Here is an 18,616-nt window from a genome sequence, read left to right as displayed (position 1 = left end):
ACGACAAACGCCCTGCATGAGCAGGGCGTTTTTTATTGCAGTGGCATAACGGAGGGTTGCGTTACGCTTATTTGTAGATAACTGCGGTACCGTGCAGGGTGTTAGGACCGGTCACAGAGGTGATGCGGAATGATTTCGCACCCATTTCGTCAGCTTTTTGTGCCAGCTGATCTTCCAGAGAGCCCAGGTTAGTCCCGGCAGTGGCAGAGATGGTACCGACTTTCTGCTGGTCTGCTGGCGTGGATTGCACTTCAACAGCAGCGAAGCTTGCGAAAGAGAGTGAGCTCAGAACGGCGGCAGCGATGAGGGTTTTAACGTTTTTCATGATTTTATACCTTTAGGCAGATGATGTAGTGGTCGTTAGTTATTTAGTTAACGATCGATAGGTAAATGATAGATGTGATCCAGGTCACACGTCAACTCATTTTTATAATGGTCGTTAAATTAATTTCATTTGCCTTATATTTCATAAAGATAAAATTAAATTATTTTTCAGAAATCACCGCTGGTCGTTGCAGACGTTTATTTTTATAATGACTATTCAACAAAACAACAGAGGACCAACGGCACATGACAACCGATGTCACGCGTTGCGCGAAGAAAAGCCGTGGCCGACCAAAAGTGTTCGACAGGGATGCGGCGCTCGATAAGGCCATGACGCTCTTCTGGCAGCATGGGTATGAAGCCACGTCGCTTTCCGATCTCGTGGAAGCAACGGGCGCGAAAGCCCCTACCCTGTACGCAGAGTTCACCAACAAAGAAGGCTTATTCCGGGCCGTTCTGGACAGATACATCGCGCGCTTCGCGGCAAAACATGAAGCCCAGCTGTTCTGCGAAGAAAAAACGGTTGAGCAGGCATTGCAGGATTATTTCACGGCAATCGCGACCTGCTATACCAGCAAGGACACGCCTGCGGGCTGTTTTATGATCAACACCTCCGCGACCCTCGCGGCATCGTCTAAAGAGATTGCCAACACGGTCAAATCGCGACATGCGATGCAGGAGGAGACGCTCAGCACGTTTCTGGCTCAGCGTCAGCAGCGCGGCGAAATACCGGCGCATTGCCGTCCGCAGGAGCTTTCCCAGTATCTGAGCTGTATTTTACAGGGGATGTCCATCAGCGCCCGTGAAGGCGCGACGCTGGAAAAATTGCAGGGGATTACGCAAACAACGCTGCGCCTGTGGCCTGAACTTCTTAAACTCTGACGCAAAAAAAAGCTCCTCAGCCTGAGCGCATGAGGAGCTAAGTTCAGAGAACATCTTTTTTACACTTTGTTATTCAGTATCAGCTGACCGTTGCTGTCGAGAGGGATCTGCGTGCCAGGATCTTTATCCATGCGGATTTTGCCCTGCTGATCGCCAATTTTGTAGGTTACGTCGTAGCCCAACATTTTTTCAGACTTGTCATACACGGTTTTACAGCGCTGCTGCGTTGTGGTGTAGGTATCATTTTCCTGCATCGCGCCCTGTACCTGGTTACCGGCATAACCGCCACCCAGCGCACCAACCACCGTCGCGACATCCTTACCACGGCCGCCACCAAACTGATGACCAATCACCCCACCAGCAACCGCGCCCAGCACGGAGCCAGCGATACGGTTTTCATCCTGAACCGGACGACGGTGGGTGACAGAAACATTACGGCACTCCTGACGAGGCGTCTTGACCGTCTCTTTGATCGGTGTAGCGGAAACCACCTGCGCATACTGCGGGCCACGATCAAGTACGTTCAGACTGGCAACGGCAGCCACACCTAACGCAGCTGCGACGCCAATCCCTATACCCGCCAACATTGATTTATTCACGGGACTTCCTCCTTTGTTGCAATTGGTAGCAATTTTGCAGCGCAATAAACGCTTCGCCAATAAGATAAAGGATCAAAATCAGGGCTGTTGACCGGGACAACGTGGGTTTAAGAGAACTCTTAAGCGTCAGGAGGGAAATGCACAGCATGATGTGCTAAGAATTCCCTCCGGAGGGCCCGGAGGGAGAGAGAAATTAGTGCAGCTTCAGGCGTGGACGGATCACGCGGTTGATGCGGCCAACCAGCATCATCAGGCCGGTTTTGAAGTAGCCGTGCAGCGCAATCTGGTGCATACGGTACAGAGAAATGTACACGAAGCGGGCGATGCGCCCTTCCACCATCATGGAGCCGCGCATCAGGTTACCCATCAGGCTGCCCACGGTGGAGAAGTTTGAGAGCGACACCAGAGAGCCGTGGTCTTTGTAGACATAGGCTTTCATCGGTTTGCCTTTCATCTGCGCCAGGATGTTATGCAGCACGAGGCTTGCCATCTGGTGCGCGGCCTGAGCGCGAGGCGGTACAAATCCGCCTTCCGGACGTGCGCAGGAGGCACAGTCGCCAATGGCGAAGATGTCCGGATCGCGCGTGGTTTGCAGCGTCGGCTCTGTCACCAGCTGGTTAATGCGGTTCGTCTCCAGCCCACCGATATCTTTCATGAAATCAGGCGCTTTGATCCCCGCAGCCCAAACCATCAGGTCGGCCTGGATATATTCGCCGTCTTTGGTATGCAGGCCGCCCTCATCCGCGCTGGTCACCATGGTCTGGGTCAGCACGCGCACGCCCAGTTTGGTCAGCTCGTTGTGCGCCGCGCCGGAAATACGCGGCGGCAGCGCAGGCAGAATACGTTCACCTGCTTCCACCAGCGTCACATTCAGCGCTTCGTTAGTCAGCCCTTTGTAGCCGTAGCTGTGCAGCTGTTTGACCGCATTGTGCAACTCCGCCGATAATTCAACGCCCGTTGCGCCGCCGCCCACGATAGCAATGTTGACCTTGCCGTTAGCACCCATGTTGTTGGTGTACTTCAGGAACAGGTTAAGCATCTCCTGATGGAAACGACGCGCCTGATGCGGGTTATCCAGGAAGATGCAGTGCTCTTTTACGCCTGGGGTGTTGAAATCATTGGAGGTACTGCCCAGGGCCATCACCAGCGTGTCATAGGCCAGCTTGCGCTCAGGAACCAGCAACTCGCCTTTATCATCACGCAGCTCAGCCAGCGTGATGGTTTTGTTTTCACGATTGATATCCACCACCGAACCCAGCTGGAACTGGAAGTGGTGGTTACGCGCATGCGCCAGATAGCTCAGCGCATCCACGCCCTCATCCAGCGACCCGGTCGCCACTTCGTGCAGTAACGGCTTCCACAGATGACTGTGGTTACGATCCACCAGCGTGATTTTGGCTTTCTTACCGCGACCCAGCTTCTTACCCAGCTGTGTCGCGAGCTCCAGTCCGCCAGCACCACCGCCGACAATCACTATCTTTTTCAATGGCGTAGTCAACGTGACCCCCTCAAATTATTAACCAATTGTTAATTAAAAGTTATATAAATAACCCTTAATTAACAACAGGTTACTGCACTGAAACCATTCAGATTCATTGAGAATAGCACGTCAGGCGCATTGGTCATACCAAAATTGATATGTATCAAGTTTTGATGGTTTAAAAGTAGACAACTCTGACAAAAAAGAGGCCCGGTACGCTTTCACGTACCGGGCCTTTATCAGGTTCAGGGAGATCAGCCCAGCGTTTTAAAGGCTTTAATACGCTGCAAGTGCGGGGAAATGTTTTTGAACTTGTGGGTCTGCTCTTCGTCCCAGACAATTTCGTAGTAATGGTGCAGAAGCTCGGCGGCGCGGGAGCTGTTCAGCGCTTCATCGTTGCGGGAGAGGATCACCAGACACCGATCGCGGTTCTTTTCACGGAAATTGCTCACGCATTTAGTTGCGATGTCGGCGTACTCCTCCGGGCGATCGATTTTGCCTTCCATGTTTTCGTTCGGAAAGAGGTTAGGATTAAAAATGACCTGACGGATATCGCACAAAAAACCGATGCGCTCTGCCCAGTATCCTCCTAACCCCACGCCGCAGATCAGCGGGCGATCGTCGATATTGAGCTGCAACATTTTATCCACTTCTTTAAGCAGATGCTGCATGTCATGCTTCGGATGACGTGTGCTGTAACTGATCAGCCGGACATCCGGATCGATAAACTGCAATTGCAGCACTTTCTCATGATTACCAGGACTGTTTGAGTCAAAACCGTGTAAATAAATGATCATCGTCTCACCACGCTACGCCTTCCGGGATGAATTAAAGGGCTGCTTTATGTGCCTGCCAGCGCTCGTTCAGGGCTTCAAGCCGGGCGTTTACCGTTTTCCAGCGCGCCGAGTCCATCAGCTCCTGACGACTAAATGAACCTTTATGATACAATTGTGTAACACGTTCAGCATTGATCGGCGACAGGTTATCCAGCACGCTCACCGCCCCTTTACGATTATTGCAGACGAGGATCATATCGCAACCCGCATCCAGCGAAGCCTGCCCACGTTCGGCATAGCTTCCCATGATCGCCGCCCCTTCCATGGATAAATCGTCAGAGAAAATTACGCCATTGAAGCCTAATTCCTGACGCAGCACGGTTTTCAGCCAGTGCGGAGAGCCGCTGGCCGGACGCGGATCGACCTCACTGTAGATGACGTGCGCAGGCATGATGGCATCCAGCTTGTTATCAGCGATCAGCGAGCGGAAAACCGACATGTCTTTAGCGCGAATGTCTGCTTCCGGGCGCGGATCGCGCGGGGTTTCTTTATGGGAATCCGCCGTCACCGCCCCGTGGCCCGGGAAATGTTTGCCGGTGGTTTTCATGCCCGCAGCATGCATACCGTCAATAAAGCGCGTCGCCATTGCCAGCGCAATACGCGGATCGTCATGATACGAACGCTCACCAATTGCCGCGCTAATGTGTCCTACGTCCAGCACCGGGGCGAAGCTGATGTCGATATCCATGGCGATCATCTCGCTGGCCATCAGCCAGCCGGCGTCCTGCGCCAGTTGACCGCCCTCTTCGATCCCCAGCAGCGCAGCAAAAGATTGCGCGGCGGGTAAACGGGTAAACCCTTCGCGGAAACGCTGCACACGCCCACCTTCCTGGTCTACGGCCACCACCAGGTGATTGCGCGACGCCGCACGGATCTGGCGAACCAGCTCACGCAACTGCTCCGGATCATGATAATTGCGGGTGAAAAGAATCAGCCCCCCTACCAGCGGATGCGCCAGAATTTCGCGCTCTTCCGCATCCAGCTCAAACCCTTCGACATCCAACATTACTGGACCCACACCTACCTCTCTTATCCTTTCGTTTGTAACTGACGCCAGGCATCATTTGCCAGCGCAATAAATTGTTTGTCATCTGTCTGCTGAAGGCGCATTTCAAACCATCCCGCCATCAGCATCAACACCCACGGACGCCAGCGCGCGACCTGCCGCGCAAGGGTGAGCGCATTGATGTTGGCGTTTCGGGCATAGGCGGTTATCAGCTGCTCGCGCGACGCCTCATCAGGCATCCAGACCGCAGCGAGTTCGAGCGCCACGTCACCGTCTCCGGCATATTCCCAGTCGATAAGTTTCTCGCCTGCCGTGGTATGAACGATATTACCCGCGTGGACATCCATATGCAGCGGCGCCAGACGTAACGCCTGCGGCTCTCCCGCTCTGCGTAGCCGCTTAAGCTGCGCCAGCCAGTAGGGCGTGCGTCGTCCAGGCGCAGCCTGCTGCCAGTAGTGATCCAGCAAAGGAAGTAACGTTACCCGCCAGCCCAGACGCGGCTGGCGATGCAGATGATACAGCATGGCTGCAAGCGCAGGCGTATCGGGAAGCTCGCTTTTGATCTCACCCGCAATAAACGCCACCGCCATCCAGTCTCTGATAAAGAGATGAGGTTGTGGCGCAAGGTCGGCGGGCAGGCGCTTCAGGGCGCGGAACTGGCGACGAAAATGGGAGGCAGGCGCGGCGGCATCGTGATGCTGACGTAAAACCAGCCGATGGTCGCCACGCTCAATAATGCAACTCGCGCCGCCAAGCCCGGCGGGGGCTTGCGGCGCGATAACACGGTACTGAGGGAAATAACGCGTCAGGACGTCATGACGCGTGCGCTTATTGTTGCGTAACGGCACCTTTACCTGACCAGATAATTTCGCCGGTCTGAACCAGCATTAACTGCATCTGCAACGACGGCGTGTTCACGTTGCCTGTCGCGTTAGAATAAAGGACATACTGCGCGCCAACGTTGCGGGCAATACCCATCGCTTTACTGCGCGAACCCAGGCTGTCCTGAGGCGACAGACCAAGCTGCTGCTTGGCGACCGCGAGCTGCTGAGCTGAGACCAGCGTAAATTTACCGTTGTTTGCCAGCGCGTTGCGCAGGGTTTCCGTCGCTTCTCCCGCATTCAGGGAACCGTTTGTACGGTTGTTCACGCTGTCCACCAGCAGCACGCTACCGGGCGTAACGCCCTGTGCCTGCAACATTTTGCCCACCATCGGCTGCATTGCGCCGTTCCAGTCATAGTGGCGTACTCGCGGCGCAGGCTGTGCGGTGTCGTCCGGATGTTCGATCGGGCCAGGCTGCGCCGGAATGGTCGGTACAGACGGCACGGTTGGAACAGGCTGCGCTGGCGTTGTTGGCTGTTCCGTTCCCGGCTTCGCCTGATCTACCGGTGCTGGTTCTTCCGTTCGCGTCACACAACCCGCCAGAAAGAGTGCAAAAGCACTCAGGAGCGCATAACGGCTCATTGTTTTAATCAAGGTTCACTCCTTACAAATAAAGATAAAGTCTCACCTTATGTGCACCCAGATAGCTGGCGCTGCCGTAGAGCGTGACTGACGATCTTGCCGGGATAGTCACGCTGCGCGGCGCCTCAAGCGGGTGCATCTCAAGACCTCTCACGTCATACCAGTAGAAGCGATAATGCACCGTCACTGGCTCTTGCCTTTCGTTATAGAGCGTAGAGGAGGCTGAAGACTGGATTTCGCTTATGGTCAGCGAAGGTTTCTCCGCCGTGATGCCCGCAGCAAGCACTGAGGACTCCATCACCAGCGTCTGTTCTTCACTGACCGGGATGGCGGGACGCGCGCTGCACCCAACCATTACCAGCGTCACGATCAGCGCTGCAATACGCCCAGTTAACATATTAAAGACCTTTATGTGCCAGCATCGGTCCCAGTGGACGTCCACCCAGCAGATGCATATGAATATGATAGACTTCCTGGCCGCCATGGCGATTACAGTTCATGATCAGACGGTATCCGTCTTCAGCAATCCCTTCCTGCTCTGCGATTTTCGCGGCCACCGTAAGCATACGGCCCAGCGCCACTTCATGCTCGGTTTTAACGTCATTGACGGTCGGGATCAGAATATTGGGAATAATAAGGATGTGCGTCGGCGCCTGGGGAGAAATGTCGCGGAAAGCCGTGACCAGTTCATCCTGATAGACAATATCCGACGGAATTTCTCGGCGGATAATTTTACTGAAAATCGTTTCTTCAGCCATGACCTTTTCCTTTTAAGTTTAATCTGGCGTCGTGCGTCCGTTGTTAACACACATTGTCTGATTTACTGCGTGACACAAGACAAGAGTATGAGCGAGTTTCTCCTGTCCTTTCAACCTTCTCCCGTGATTTCTTTCCTGATTGTCCGCCATCTGGCTGAAGAGGCATCGCTTTAGGACATTTCTTTTCTGAAACCTTATTTCAGTTCATCCCGAAACATCTGTTTACAGCGTTAATCACAATGCGTATATTTCGCATTTGCATTTTCATGCGCATTTTTAACATAGAAAACGACGTCAGCCCGTGCTAGCGGGACTGTCGCGAATTACCTTCACCATTCACTAAGGGTTTGATGATGTCTTTCATTAATCACACCAGGGATGGGCAACATCAGCCTGCCGCAACACCTTCGTTGCTGGCCGCCTGCATTGCTATGGCATTGACGCCAACCGCCGCTTTCGCTGCTTCAACCACCGAAGATACCGTCGTCGTAGACGGGGGTTTTGACAACACACAGGATCTTTCTGCCAGCCAGGATCAGGATTACAGCGTAAAAACCACCACCACCGGCACCAAACTGTTGCTGGTTCCCCGCGACATCCCACAGTCCGTCAGCGTTATCAGCCAGCAACGTATGGCTGACCAGAATCTGCAATCCATCGGACAGGTGCTGACGAATACCACGGGCATTACGGCCCAGGTGCAGGACAGCGACCGTACCGTGTTTTACTCACGCGGCTTTTTCGTCAGCAACTACGCCTATGACGACCTGCCAACCTCCATCAGTGAAGTGTGGAACTTTGGTGATACCGCCGCGGATACCGCGATTTATGACCGCATCGAAGTGGTTCGCGGCGCCACCGGCCTGATGTCCGGCACGGGCAACCCGGCGGCGTACGTTAATATGGTGCGTAAGCACGCGGACAGCCCGGAATTTAAAGGTAACGTCTCCGCCAGTTACGGCAGCTGGGACAAGCAGCGCTACGTGCTGGATCTCCAGGCGCCGCTGGTAGAGTCAGGTAAGGTACGGGGCCGTCTGATTACGGGTTATCAGGACAACGACAGCTTCGTGGATAACTACCACTACCGGAAGAAATTCCTCTACGGCGTGATGGACGCGGATGTCACCGACAGCACCACCCTCTCGGTAGGGTATGAGTATCAGGAAAGCCATACCGCCGACCCGACCTGGGGCGGGCTGCCGACCTGGTACAGCGACGGAAGTAAGACCCACTACAATCGTAGCCAGACCGTCGCACCTGACTGGGCTTATTCAGATAAAGACAGCACCCGCATCTTCGCTAACCTGACTCAGCGTTTCGATAATGGCTGGGAAGCGCACATCAACGGTATGCACGCTGAAACCAACTTCGACTCCAAACTGATGTATATGTCCGGCTATCCGGATAAAGAGACCGGTGCGGGCCTGGTAGGTTACGGCGGCTGGAACCGTGGGGAACGTAAACAGGATGCGGTTGACGCCTTCCTGCGCGGCGGCTTCGATCTCTTTGGCCGTCAGCACGAAATGATGTTCGGCGGCAGCTTCAGCCGTCAGCGTAACCATTACGACAACTCCATGCCGGATGCGGTATACGGCATGGTTGATGTCGGCAACTTTAAGAACTGGAACGGGAACATCGCCGATCCGCAGTGGACGCCGTGGAAACTCTACAGCAAGGATGATATTCGCCAGTCTTCAGCCTATTCGTCGGCTCGTTTCTCGCTGGCCGATCCGCTACACCTGATCCTGGGCGCGCGCTACACCCAATACAATATTCGTTATAACCCGGCAGGATCGCCGAATACCCGTCTGGAAAGCACCAAAGATGATGTCACGCCGTACGCCGGCCTGGTGTATGACATCAATGAGGACTGGTCGACCTACGTCAGCTATACCTCTATCTTCCAGCCGCAGGATAAGCGCGATGCCAGCGGACGTTATCTTGACCCTACCACGGGTAAAAGCTACGAAGCCGGGGTGAAGGCGGACTGGTTTAATACCCGCCTCACCACCTCGCTGGCGATTTTCCGCATTGAGCAGGATAACGTCGCCAGCAACACCTATACCTACATGCCGAGCGGTGAGTCGATCTATGAATCGCTGGACGGGGTGGTCAGCAAAGGGGTCGAGTTCGAGCTCAACGGTGCCCTGACCGATAACTGGCAGCTGACCTTCGGCGCGACGCGTTACATCGCAGAAGATAAGAATGGCAACGCCGTCAGCTCCGATCAGCCGCGCACAACCATGAAGCTCTTCACCCGCTATCAGTTGCCAATGCTGCCGGAACTGACCGTGGGCGGTGGCGTAAACTGGCAGAACAAAGTGTGGACGGACGTGGAAGGCGGCCCGGCAGGACGTTCCCGCGCGGAGCAAGGCAGCTATGGGCTGGTGAACCTGTTCAGCCGTTATCAGGTCACCAAAGATTTTGCGGTGCAGGCTAACGTCAACAACCTGTTCGACAAAGAGTATTACGATTACGTCGGCTCTTATGTAGTGTATGGCGCGCCGCTGAACGTCTCGGTGAGCGCGAGCTACGATTTCTGAGTGACAGAAGCCCGGTGGCGCTGCGCTTACCGGCCCTACCCATCACGTAGGCCGGGTAAGACGCAGCCGCCACCCGGCACCACAAACCGCAGTAATAAAAAAGGCAGCCATTCGGCTGCCTTAGTCTCCCCAGGTCACAGCTTAGTTGTTGCGGATGTACTCATCCATTTCGGTTTTCAGGTTATCGGATTTCGTACCGAAGATTGCCTGAACACCAGAACCTGCAACAACGACGCCCGCTGCGCCCAGTTTTTTCAGACCCGGCTGGTCTACTTTCGCAACGTCGGCAACGCTCACACGCAGACGAGTGATACACGCGTCCAGGTTAGTGATGTTCTCTTTACCACCGAAGGCAGCTACCAGAGCAGGCGCCATTTCGCTGGTCACACCGGCTTTGCTGTCTTCCGTAGCATCTTCACGACCCGGCGTTTTCAGGTCCAGTGCTTTGATCAGCACGCGGAAGACGGTGTAGTACACCACTGCGTAGCCCGCACCCACAATTGGGAACAGCCACAGCTTGCTGCTGTTACCGGACAGAACGATGAAGTCGATCAGACCGTGAGAGAAGGACGTACCGTCACGCATACCCAGCAGGATACAGATTGGGAATGCCAGACCTGCCAGTACCGCGTGGATGATGTACAGGATCGGCGCAACGAACATGAAGGAGAACTCGATCGGCTCGGTGATACCGGTCAGGAACGAGGTCAGCGCTGCGGAGATCATGATACCGCCCACTTTTGCACGGTTCTCTGGTTTAGCAGAGTGCCAGATCGCAATTGCGGCGGCCGGCAGACCGTACATTTTGAACAGGAAGCCACCAGACAGTTTACCTGCCGTTGGGTCACCCGCCATGTAGCGTGGGATGTCGCCGTGGAACACCTGGCCTGCTGCGTTGGTGTATTCACCAATCTGCATCTGGAATGGAACGTTCCAGATGTGGTGCAGACCAAATGGTACCAGGCAGCGCTCAATGAAGCCGTAGATACCGAACGCCACAACCGGGTTCTGGTAAGCTGCCCACTGAGAGAAGGTCTGGATTGCCGTACCGATTGGTGGCCAGATGAAAGACAGAACCACACCGGTGAAAATCGCGGCCAGACCAGAAATGATCGGCACAAAACGTTTACCCGCGAAGAAGCCCAGATACTCAGGCAGCTTGATGCGATAAAAGCGGTTAAACATGTACGCTGCAATCGCACCGGAGATAATACCACCGAGAACACCGGTGTCCGCCAGGTGCTTAGCGGCAATCTCTTCAGCAGGTAAGTGCAGTACCAGTGGCGCAACCACAGCCATGGTTTTCACCATGATGCCGTAAGCAACAACTGACGCCAGCGCGGATACACCGTCGTTATTGGTGAAGCCCAGAGCAACACCGATAGCGAAGATCAGCGGCATGTTAGCAAAAACAGAACCGCCTGCTTCGGCCATCACGTGGGAAACTACGGCTGGCAGCCAGCTGAAGTTTGCAGAACCGACACCCAGCAGGATACCTGCGATAGGCAGTACGGATACTGGCAGCATCAGCGATTTACCGACCTTTTGCAGGTTAGCAAATGCATTCTTAAACATAATTGAGAGTGCTCCTGAGTATTTGTGCTTTTTTTACGTTTTCACGCATTGGCCCGGGGGGAGTACCGCGCCGTGGACAGGACATCTAAGCGCCCTTTATTTATTACACAGAGTAAAATAATTCCCTCTGAGTTTGTTTGACGGCTATCACGTTTCAGTTCAAGACGGCCAAAAAACTTGCAGATATTTACATAAAGCATGTCTGGATGTGTCTAAAAACGCCATCACCGCCCCAAATGAGGCGGTGAACTTTACTCGTTTTACTTATTAATTACGAGCCTAAAAATAACAGGCGTATCAGACAGATTGCAGGTGGGCGGGGTCGATATGGAACAGACTAGCGAAGTTTTCCGTTGTCACGCGAGCCAGCTCTTCAATACTGACACCTTTCAGAACGGCCATATACTCAGCGACATCCCGGGTCATCGCTGGCTGATTTTCTTTGCCGCGATGAGGCACCGGTGCCAGGTACGGGGAATCGGTTTCCACCAGAATACGATCCAGCGGAACATATCGCGCCGCATCACGCAGTTGCTCAGCATTCCGGAACGTTACAATCCCCGAGAACGAGATATAAAAGCCTAAATCAAGCAGCTTACCCGCCGTTTCTCTGTCTTCAGTGAAACAGTGTAGTACGCCACCGCAATCCGTCACCTTTTCTTCCCGCAGGATCGCCAGCGTGTCGGCGCGCGCATCGCGGGTATGAACGATAACAGGCTTATTCAGTTCACGGCCAATACGGATGTGGTTGCGGAAGGATTCCTGCTGGCGAGGTTTCGTTTCCGGGGTGTAGAAATAGTCGAGACCGGTCTCGCCCATCGCCACTACGCCCTCTTCTGCGGCAAGACGGCGTAAATCCTCAATATTGTACGCTTCATCCTGATTCAGCGGATGCACGCCGCAGGAGAAGACGACATTATCGCGCTCGCCTACCAGTTCACGCATGGCGCGGTAACCCGGCAACGTGGTCGCCACGGCCAGGCAAAATTTCACATCGCGCGCGGCGGCTTTCGCCAGCACGTCGTCCACATTTTTATGCAGGGACTGATAATCCAGGCCATCGAGATGGCAGTGTGAGTCGACTAAAAACATAATGTCTCTCTCAGAGGTGGGAAACCGGCGGTATGACGCCTGGTTGCAGGTAGTGTTCGATACGCAGTAACTGGTCGGTCAGTAAAAGCTCGCGATTGAGACCGGTTACCGTCAAAAGTTGTTCACGACTCTGGCAGATATCATGAAGGATAGCGTGCAGCGACTGCCCTGACAGGCGATTCGCCAGCGTGGTGACCAGCGCCCACACGTCAGGGTTAGTCAGAAGCGTCGCCCCCTGCTGGATTTTGAGCGCATCCAGCAGCAGCGCGGCCAGCCAGTGCAGCCGTTCCGGTGCCTGATCGCTGTTCAGCGCTGGCAGCACGCTCAGCCAGTCATGGCTGTCGAGGGCTGATTCAACCGCACGACATAGCGTTTCACGCTGGGACCACACTTCCGGCTGCAATAAGGCCAGCGCAGCCGCAGGCGCACCGCTGCACAGGCGCAACGCCGAGCGCGCCGCATCTTGTGACACCGTCACTTCTCGCTCAAGCCAGGCGAGCGCCCAGAATTCCTGAGGGACAGCGAGGTGGTGAAGACGGCAGCGACTGCGCAGCGTCGCCAGCAAGCGTTCCGGCTCGCGGCAGGAGAGGAAAAACCAGGTATTCTCTGGCGGCTCTTCCAGGGTTTTTAACAGGGCGTTGGCTGCGGCTTCCGTGAGCAGCGCGGCGTCTTTCAGCCACACCACTTTCGCCCCCCCCAGACGCGCATATTCGTACAGTTTCTCACTGACCTCACGCACCGCGTCGATACCGAGCGTATTTTTGCCCTTCTCGGGTTCGAGGGTGTAATAGTCAGGATGCGTGCCCGCCTGCATAAGCTGGCAACCCCGGCATTTACCGCAGCTTTTATGTCCTTCCGGCTGTTGGCACATCAGAAAGCGGGTGATGGCGTAAATCAACGCATCATCACCCATTCCCGGCAGCGCCTGGATCAGTAACGCATGATGCCCCCGACCAACCTGATAGCTGCCGATCAGCTGTTCAAAGTGCGGGCGCAACCATGGATACCATTTCATGCCTGCTGCTCCTGTAGCCACTGCGTAACGGTCTGCTGAATATCACGCGTAACGTCTTCAAGGGATTGCGTCGCATCGATGGTACGAATGGTCATGTCCTGCCCGGCCAGTTCCAGATAACGCGCACGGGTGCGGTTAAAGAAATCAAAAGACTCCTGTTCAATGCGGTCCAGTTCGCCGCGGGCACGGGCGCGCTTCAGGCCCACCTCAGGGGTCACGTCCAGATACAGCGTCAGGTCAGGACGGAAATCGCCCAGAACCGCGTCGCGAAGCGTAGCCAGCATGGTCTGGTCGATACCCCGGCCACCGCCCTGATACGCCTGGGTTGAGAGATCGTGGCGATCGCCAATCACCCATTTCCCTTCTGCCAGAGCGGGTTTGATCACCGTCTCCACCAGCTGAACGCGCGCCGCATAGAACATCAGCACTTCCGCTTTGTCGGTAATAATTTCATCACCAACGGATTTGATATCCAGTACCAGGCTGCGCAGTTTTTCCGCCAGCTGCGTACCGCCCGGCTCGCGGGTGAAGACCATGTCGGCGACGCCAAGCGACGTAAGCGTATCCACCACCACGTTACGGGCGGTGGTTTTGCCCGCCCCTTCGAGTCCCTCAATGACAATGTATTTACTGCGCATTTTTTTCCTTAAGTGCCTTCAGATAGTCCTGAACGGAGCGATTGTGGCTGGCCAGGTTGGTATTAAACGTATGCCCCCCTTTTCCGTCAGCCACAAAATAGAGATACGGCGTTTTGGCCGGGTGCGCGGCGGCCTTCAACGATGCTTCACTCGGCGTCGCGATCGGTCCAGGCGGCAGGCCGCTAATCACGTAGGTATTATACGCCGTTGGCGTCTCCAGATCTTTTCTGGAAATCCTGCCGTTGTAGTTTTCGCCCATGCCGTAGATAACGGTAGGATCGGTTTGCAAACGCATGCCGATGCGCAGACGGTTAATAAACACCGAGGCAACCTGGTCACGTTCGGCAGCAACGGCCGTCTCTTTCTCGATGATCGAGGCCATCGTCATGAACTGGTTTTGATCTTTATAAGGCAGGCCCTCTGCTCGCCCTTTCCAGGCAGCGTCTACCGCCGCGACCATTTTGTTGTGCGCGCGCTTCAGAATGGCCACATCCGTCGTGCCTGCCGTATACATCCACGTATCGGGCCAGAACCAGCCTTCCACCCACTCGGGATGTTCGAATTTTAAGGCGTCTGCCACGGTCTGGTAGCGGTCATCTTTCAGCGTATGCTTAATGTATGGCGCGTCCCGCAGCTGCCTGAGGTAATCGCTCAGACGCATACCTTCCACAAAACGCAGCGGGAACTGGGCTTCTTTACCACTCTCCAGCAGTTGCAGCATCTCGCGCACGGTCATGCCAGGGGTAAAGCGATAGGTGCCGGCCTTGAAATGGGACAGGTCCGGTTCAATACGCAGCAGCCACTGGAATACGCGTGGGCGATTGATAATTTTGTCGTCATACAGCTGCTGACCAAGCGCCTGCCGCCCGGTCCCCGCTTTCAGGGTAAAAATCGTCTCGTCTTTTATCAGAATCTGACTCTCCGCCAGCTGACGGACTTTCCACACTCCCGCTCCGCCAGCGATACCGAACGCAACGATAAGAAGGAGGACAAAGCGTAACATTTTCTTCATGACTACCTGGTTTGCTCACATAACGGGGCCAGAAACTGGAACAGCTCGCGGGATGACCAGCATTTGCGGCCATAAGCGCGAACGGGGACAACGGGCATCAGCGCATTGCAGATTACGACTTCATCGGCGGACAGCAGCGCCTCTTCCTTAGCGTTGACTTCGACAACGCGAAAGCCTGCGCGTGCCAGCTGGTGCAGACAAAACTGCCGCATAATGCCGTTGACGCCGGCCTGCTCCAGCGAAGGCGTGAACACGTCACTGCCCTTCCGCCAGAGTAAATTAGCCGCACAGCATTCCGTAATGTACCCTTCGCTGTCAAGAACCAGCGCCTCCCCGGCCTCCGTCTGCTCAAGATGAGTACGAATAAGCACCTGTTCAAGGCGGTTGAGATGTTTTATACCCGCGAGCATCGGGTTTCGCCCCAGACGTACCGGACTTAACGCCAGGGCTACGCCCTCTTCACGCCAGTGCGCATAATGGGAAGGATAATCTGAAACGGAAAGGATCCGCGTAGGATGCAGACAGGCAGATCCGCTATAACCCCGGCCACCGCTCCCGCGGCTGATAATGACTTTCAGGACGCCGCTTGCCTTATCTGCCGCCAGCCGACGCATTTCACTTTCAAGAATGTCCCACTGCGAGAAGGGGATCAGTAGTGCTTCGCAGGCTTTTTGTAAACGAAGGATATGGGCCCCGAGCAGACACACGCCACCGTTGAGAATACGCGCAGTCGTGAAACAGCCATCGCCAAACTGGGTCGCCCTGTCGCTTGCCGGCAGCGTGTCTTGCTCAAGGCCATTAATTAAAAACATGGTGGCTCCTTATGCGTGGAGGCTCAGTCTGGCAGGATGTGAGCAGCCGGACAAGGGGATTTCACCTAATAAAAAAGGCCCGGCAAGCGGACCTTTTTTATCGTCAGCGACTAACCAGACTCAGACCTTTTTGAAGATCAGAGAACCGTTAGTCCCACCGAAGCCGAAGGAGTTACACAGGGTATACTCCATACCGCTAACCTGGCGTGCTTCGTGAGGAACGAAGTCCAGATCGCAACCTTCATCCGGATTATCCAGGTTGATGGTTGGCGGTACCGCCTGATCGCGCAGCGCGAGAATAGAGTAGATTGACTCTACTGCTCCCGCAGCACCCAGCAGGTGACCGGTCATGGATTTCGTGGAGCTTACCATTACGCGGCCGGCAGATTCGCCGAAGATAGACTTAACAGCCTGCGCTTCTGCTTTATCGCCCGCAGGGGTAGACGTCCCATGGGCGTTAACGTAGCCAATCTGTGCCGGCGTAATGCCCGCATCGCGGATGGCGTTTTCCATCGCCAGCGCAGCGCCTGCGCCGTTCTCTGGAGGAGACGTCATGTGATAAGCATCGCTGCTCATGCCAAAGCCAACAACTTCAGCATAAATTTTCGCGCCACGTTTTTTCGCGTGTTCGTACTCTTCCAGTACGATCATACCTGCACCGTCACCCAGCACGAAACCATCACGGTCTTTATCCCACGGACGGCTCGCCGCCTGCGGATTATCGTTTCGGGTAGAGAGCGCACGCGCTGCACCGAAGCCACCGACGCCCAGCGGGGTACTGGCTTTTTCAGCGCCGCCCGCAACCATAGCATCTGCATCGCCGTACGCAATGATACGCGCGGCCTGGCCGATGTTATGCACGCCAGACGTACAGGCTGTCGCGATTGAGATGCTTGGGCCACGCAGGCCGAACATAATGGTCAGGTGACCTGCCACCATGTTGACAATCGTAGACGGAACGAAGAACGGGCTGATTTTACGCGGGCCGCCATTCATCAGAGATGTATGGTTTTCTTCGATCAGACCCAGACCGCCAATCCCGGAGCCGATAGCGGCGCCGATACGGGTCGCGTTCTCTTCCGTAATCTCAAGGCCAGAATCCTGCATGGCCTGAACGCCAGCGACAATTCCATATTGAATGAAGGCATCCATCTTGCGCTGTTCTTTGCGCGAGATGATCTCTTCACAGTTAAAATCCTTTACTAAGCCAGCAAATTTCGTTGCATAGGCGCTAGTATCGAAATGGTCGATTAGGCTGATGCCGCTCTGACCGGCAAGGAGAGCTTTCCAGGTGGACTCTACGGTATTGCCGACAGGAGACAACATGCCAAGTCCGGTCACAACTACACGACGCTTAGACACGCTTGTCCTCCAGGGAGGGATAAAAAAAGAGATTCGTGGGACAACAAAAGATAAAACTCAGGCGGTCGAATGACCGCCTGGAGATGTTCACTTACGCCTGGTGACCGTTGATGTAATCAATGGCAGCCTGAACGGTGGTGATTTTCTCAGCTTCTTCGTCCGGAATCTCAGTATCAAACTCTTCTTCCAGAGCCATTACCAGCTCAACGGTGTCAAGAGAATCTGCGCCCAGGTCTTCAACAAAGGAAGCGGAGTTCACAACTTCTTCCTGCTTAACGCCCAGCTGTTCGCCGATAATTTTCTTAACGCGTTCTTCGATAGTGCTCATACTCTTAAATTTCCTATCAAAACTCGCTTTCGCGATGGTTTTCGTAGTGTATAAAATGTTGAAAAATTTGCAACTAAATCCCGGCAGGTCTTACCACGATTTTACGTTATTTTGAGGCCATTTGCCCAAATAACGCAAATATTTTCGATCGTGATTAAACCATGTACATCCCGCCGTTGACGTGGAGGGTTTCACCAGTGATGTAACCCGCTTCGTCAGAGGCTAAAAATGCAACCGCGCTGGCGATTTCTTTAGGGTCGCCAAGACGACCCGCCGGAACTGCCGCCAGCGTACCCGCACGCTGCTCATCAGTCAGCGCACGCGTCATGTCCGTTTCAATAAAGCCCGGAGCAACAACGTTTACAGTAATACCGCGGGACGCGACTTCACGTGCCAGCGACTTACTGAAGCCAATCAGACCTGCTTTCGCCGCAGCGTAGTTAGCCTGACCAGCATTTCCCATGGTACCAACCACAGAACCAACAGTGATAATACGACCATGACGCTTTTTCATCATAGCGCGCATTACCGCTTTTGACAGACGGAATACAGATGACAGGTTGGTTTCGATAATATCGTTCCACTCGTCATCTTTCATTCGCATCAGCAGGTTGTCGCGCGTGATCCCGGCATTATTGACCAGAATATCGACTTCGCCAAACTCTGCGCGAATATTTTCCAGAACAGATTCGATAGATGCAGGTTCGGTCACATTGAGTACCAGACCTTTACCGTTCGCCCCCAGATACTCGCTGATGGCCTGAGCGCCATTCTCGCTGGTTGCTGTACCAATCACTTTCGCGCCGCGCGCAACCAGTGTTTCAGCAATTGCACGCCCGATACCGCGGCTTGCGCCGGTAACCAGTGCGATTTTTCCTTCAAAACTCATG

At 54.6% G+C, this 18,616-nt stretch carries 20 protein-coding genes; 2 read left to right on the top strand and 18 right to left on the bottom strand.

The window, feature by feature from the left end:
- Window positions 1-67 precede the first annotated feature (67 nt).
- The gene (gene bhsA, locus O1721_RS12655) at window positions 68-325 is read right to left on the bottom strand and encodes a multiple stress resistance protein BhsA (protein ID WP_006809234.1); all 258 of its coding nucleotides are present in this window, start codon (window positions 323-325) and stop codon (window positions 68-70) included.
- Window positions 326-570: 245 nt separating this feature from the next.
- Here bhsA and O1721_RS12650 point away from each other — a divergent pair, with 245 nt between their 5' ends.
- Window positions 571-1,206, top strand: a complete 636-nt coding sequence (locus tag O1721_RS12650; RefSeq protein ID WP_015570813.1) for a TetR/AcrR family transcriptional regulator — start codon at window positions 571-573, stop codon at window positions 1,204-1,206.
- A gap of 59 nt (window positions 1,207-1,265) precedes the next feature.
- On the opposite strand, the gene O1721_RS12645 is transcribed toward O1721_RS12650, so the two are convergent.
- The 8 genes from O1721_RS12645 to hinT form a co-directional block, all read right to left on the bottom strand.
- The gene (locus O1721_RS12645) at window positions 1,266-1,805 is read right to left on the bottom strand and encodes a glycine zipper 2TM domain-containing protein (protein WP_017384715.1); all 540 of its coding nucleotides are present in this window, start codon (window positions 1,803-1,805) and stop codon (window positions 1,266-1,268) included.
- 193 nt (window positions 1,806-1,998) lie between these two features.
- A complete protein-coding gene (locus O1721_RS12640; protein WP_017693633.1) occupies window positions 1,999-3,303 on the bottom strand; it encodes an NAD(P)/FAD-dependent oxidoreductase in 1,305 nt (434 codons plus the stop codon).
- A 236-nt stretch (window positions 3,304-3,539) separates the two neighbouring features.
- Window positions 3,540-4,082, bottom strand: a complete 543-nt coding sequence (ycfP, locus tag O1721_RS12635) for an alpha/beta hydrolase YcfP (protein WP_006809239.1) — start codon at window positions 4,080-4,082, stop codon at window positions 3,540-3,542.
- 31 nt (window positions 4,083-4,113) lie between these two features.
- On the bottom strand, window positions 4,114-5,139 hold the full coding sequence (gene nagZ, locus O1721_RS12630) for a beta-N-acetylhexosaminidase (RefSeq protein ID WP_003857934.1): 1,026 nt from the start codon (window positions 5,137-5,139) through the stop codon (window positions 4,114-4,116).
- Window positions 5,140-5,150: 11 nt separating this feature from the next.
- Window positions 5,151-5,975 carry a thiamine kinase gene (thiK, locus tag O1721_RS12625; protein ID WP_017384718.1) on the bottom strand — a complete coding sequence of 275 codons (825 nt, stop codon included), beginning with the start codon at window positions 5,973-5,975 and terminating at the stop codon, window positions 5,151-5,153.
- A complete protein-coding gene (gene lpoB, locus O1721_RS12620; protein ID WP_085939398.1) occupies window positions 5,956-6,600 on the bottom strand; it encodes a penicillin-binding protein activator LpoB in 645 nt (214 codons plus the stop codon). The genes thiK and lpoB overlap by 20 nt, the downstream gene beginning before the upstream one ends.
- 13 nt (window positions 6,601-6,613) lie before the next feature.
- Window positions 6,614-6,988 (bottom strand): YcfL family putative periplasmic lipoprotein, encoded by a 375-nt coding sequence (locus O1721_RS12615; RefSeq protein WP_003857939.1) that lies wholly within the window; start codon window positions 6,986-6,988, stop codon window positions 6,614-6,616.
- A gap of 1 nt (window position 6,989) precedes the next feature.
- Window positions 6,990-7,349 carry a purine nucleoside phosphoramidase gene (gene hinT / locus O1721_RS12610; RefSeq protein ID WP_006809243.1) on the bottom strand — a complete coding sequence of 120 codons (360 nt, stop codon included), beginning with the start codon at window positions 7,347-7,349 and terminating at the stop codon, window positions 6,990-6,992.
- Between the two features lie 353 nt (window positions 7,350-7,702).
- Between hinT and fhuE the strand changes: the two genes are divergently transcribed.
- Window positions 7,703-9,892 carry a ferric-rhodotorulic acid/ferric-coprogen receptor FhuE gene (gene fhuE, locus O1721_RS12605; RefSeq protein WP_017693635.1) on the top strand — a complete coding sequence of 730 codons (2,190 nt, stop codon included), beginning with the start codon at window positions 7,703-7,705 and terminating at the stop codon, window positions 9,890-9,892.
- Between the two features lie 141 nt (window positions 9,893-10,033).
- On the opposite strand, the gene ptsG is transcribed toward fhuE, so the two are convergent.
- The 9 genes from ptsG to fabG all read right to left on the bottom strand — a co-directional run bounded on the left by ptsG (window position 10,034) and on the right by fabG (window position 18,615).
- Complete coding sequence (gene ptsG, locus O1721_RS12600; RefSeq protein WP_006809245.1) at window positions 10,034-11,467, bottom strand: PTS glucose transporter subunit IIBC; 1,434 nt, start codon at window positions 11,465-11,467, stop codon at window positions 10,034-10,036.
- A gap of 297 nt (window positions 11,468-11,764) precedes the next feature.
- On the bottom strand, window positions 11,765-12,559 hold the full coding sequence (locus O1721_RS12595; RefSeq protein ID WP_032648000.1) for a metal-dependent hydrolase: 795 nt from the start codon (window positions 12,557-12,559) through the stop codon (window positions 11,765-11,767).
- Window positions 12,560-12,569: 10 nt separating this feature from the next.
- Window positions 12,570-13,574: a DNA polymerase III subunit delta' gene (gene holB, locus O1721_RS12590; protein WP_032647998.1), complete on the bottom strand. Its 1,005-nt coding sequence runs from the start codon at window positions 13,572-13,574 to the stop codon at window positions 12,570-12,572.
- Window positions 13,571-14,212 (bottom strand): dTMP kinase, encoded by a 642-nt coding sequence (gene tmk / locus O1721_RS12585; protein WP_032647996.1) that lies wholly within the window; start codon window positions 14,210-14,212, stop codon window positions 13,571-13,573. Before tmk ends, holB begins: the two co-directional genes overlap by 4 nt.
- Window positions 14,202-15,224: a cell division protein YceG gene (yceG, locus tag O1721_RS12580; protein ID WP_017384722.1), complete on the bottom strand. Its 1,023-nt coding sequence runs from the start codon at window positions 15,222-15,224 to the stop codon at window positions 14,202-14,204. The genes tmk and yceG overlap by 11 nt, the downstream gene beginning before the upstream one ends.
- 2 nt (window positions 15,225-15,226) lie before the next feature.
- The gene (pabC, locus tag O1721_RS12575; RefSeq protein WP_032647994.1) at window positions 15,227-16,036 is read right to left on the bottom strand and encodes an aminodeoxychorismate lyase; all 810 of its coding nucleotides are present in this window, start codon (window positions 16,034-16,036) and stop codon (window positions 15,227-15,229) included.
- Between the two features lie 120 nt (window positions 16,037-16,156).
- On the bottom strand, window positions 16,157-17,398 hold the full coding sequence (gene fabF, locus O1721_RS12570; RefSeq protein ID WP_032104090.1) for a beta-ketoacyl-ACP synthase II: 1,242 nt from the start codon (window positions 17,396-17,398) through the stop codon (window positions 16,157-16,159).
- A gap of 91 nt (window positions 17,399-17,489) precedes the next feature.
- Window positions 17,490-17,726, bottom strand: coding sequence for an acyl carrier protein (gene acpP, locus O1721_RS12565; RefSeq protein WP_003857954.1), 237 nt, complete (start codon window positions 17,724-17,726; stop codon window positions 17,490-17,492).
- Between the two features lie 154 nt (window positions 17,727-17,880).
- The gene (gene fabG, locus O1721_RS12560) at window positions 17,881-18,615 is read right to left on the bottom strand and encodes a 3-oxoacyl-ACP reductase FabG (RefSeq protein ID WP_008500795.1); all 735 of its coding nucleotides are present in this window, start codon (window positions 18,613-18,615) and stop codon (window positions 17,881-17,883) included.
- Window position 18,616 lies beyond the last annotated feature (1 nt).

Source organism: Enterobacter cloacae complex sp. HYC033_NIDB (genome assembly GCF_056673335.1).
The sequence above is the reverse complement of the archived record's forward strand: the minus strand, read 5'-3'. Positions and strand labels throughout refer to the sequence as shown.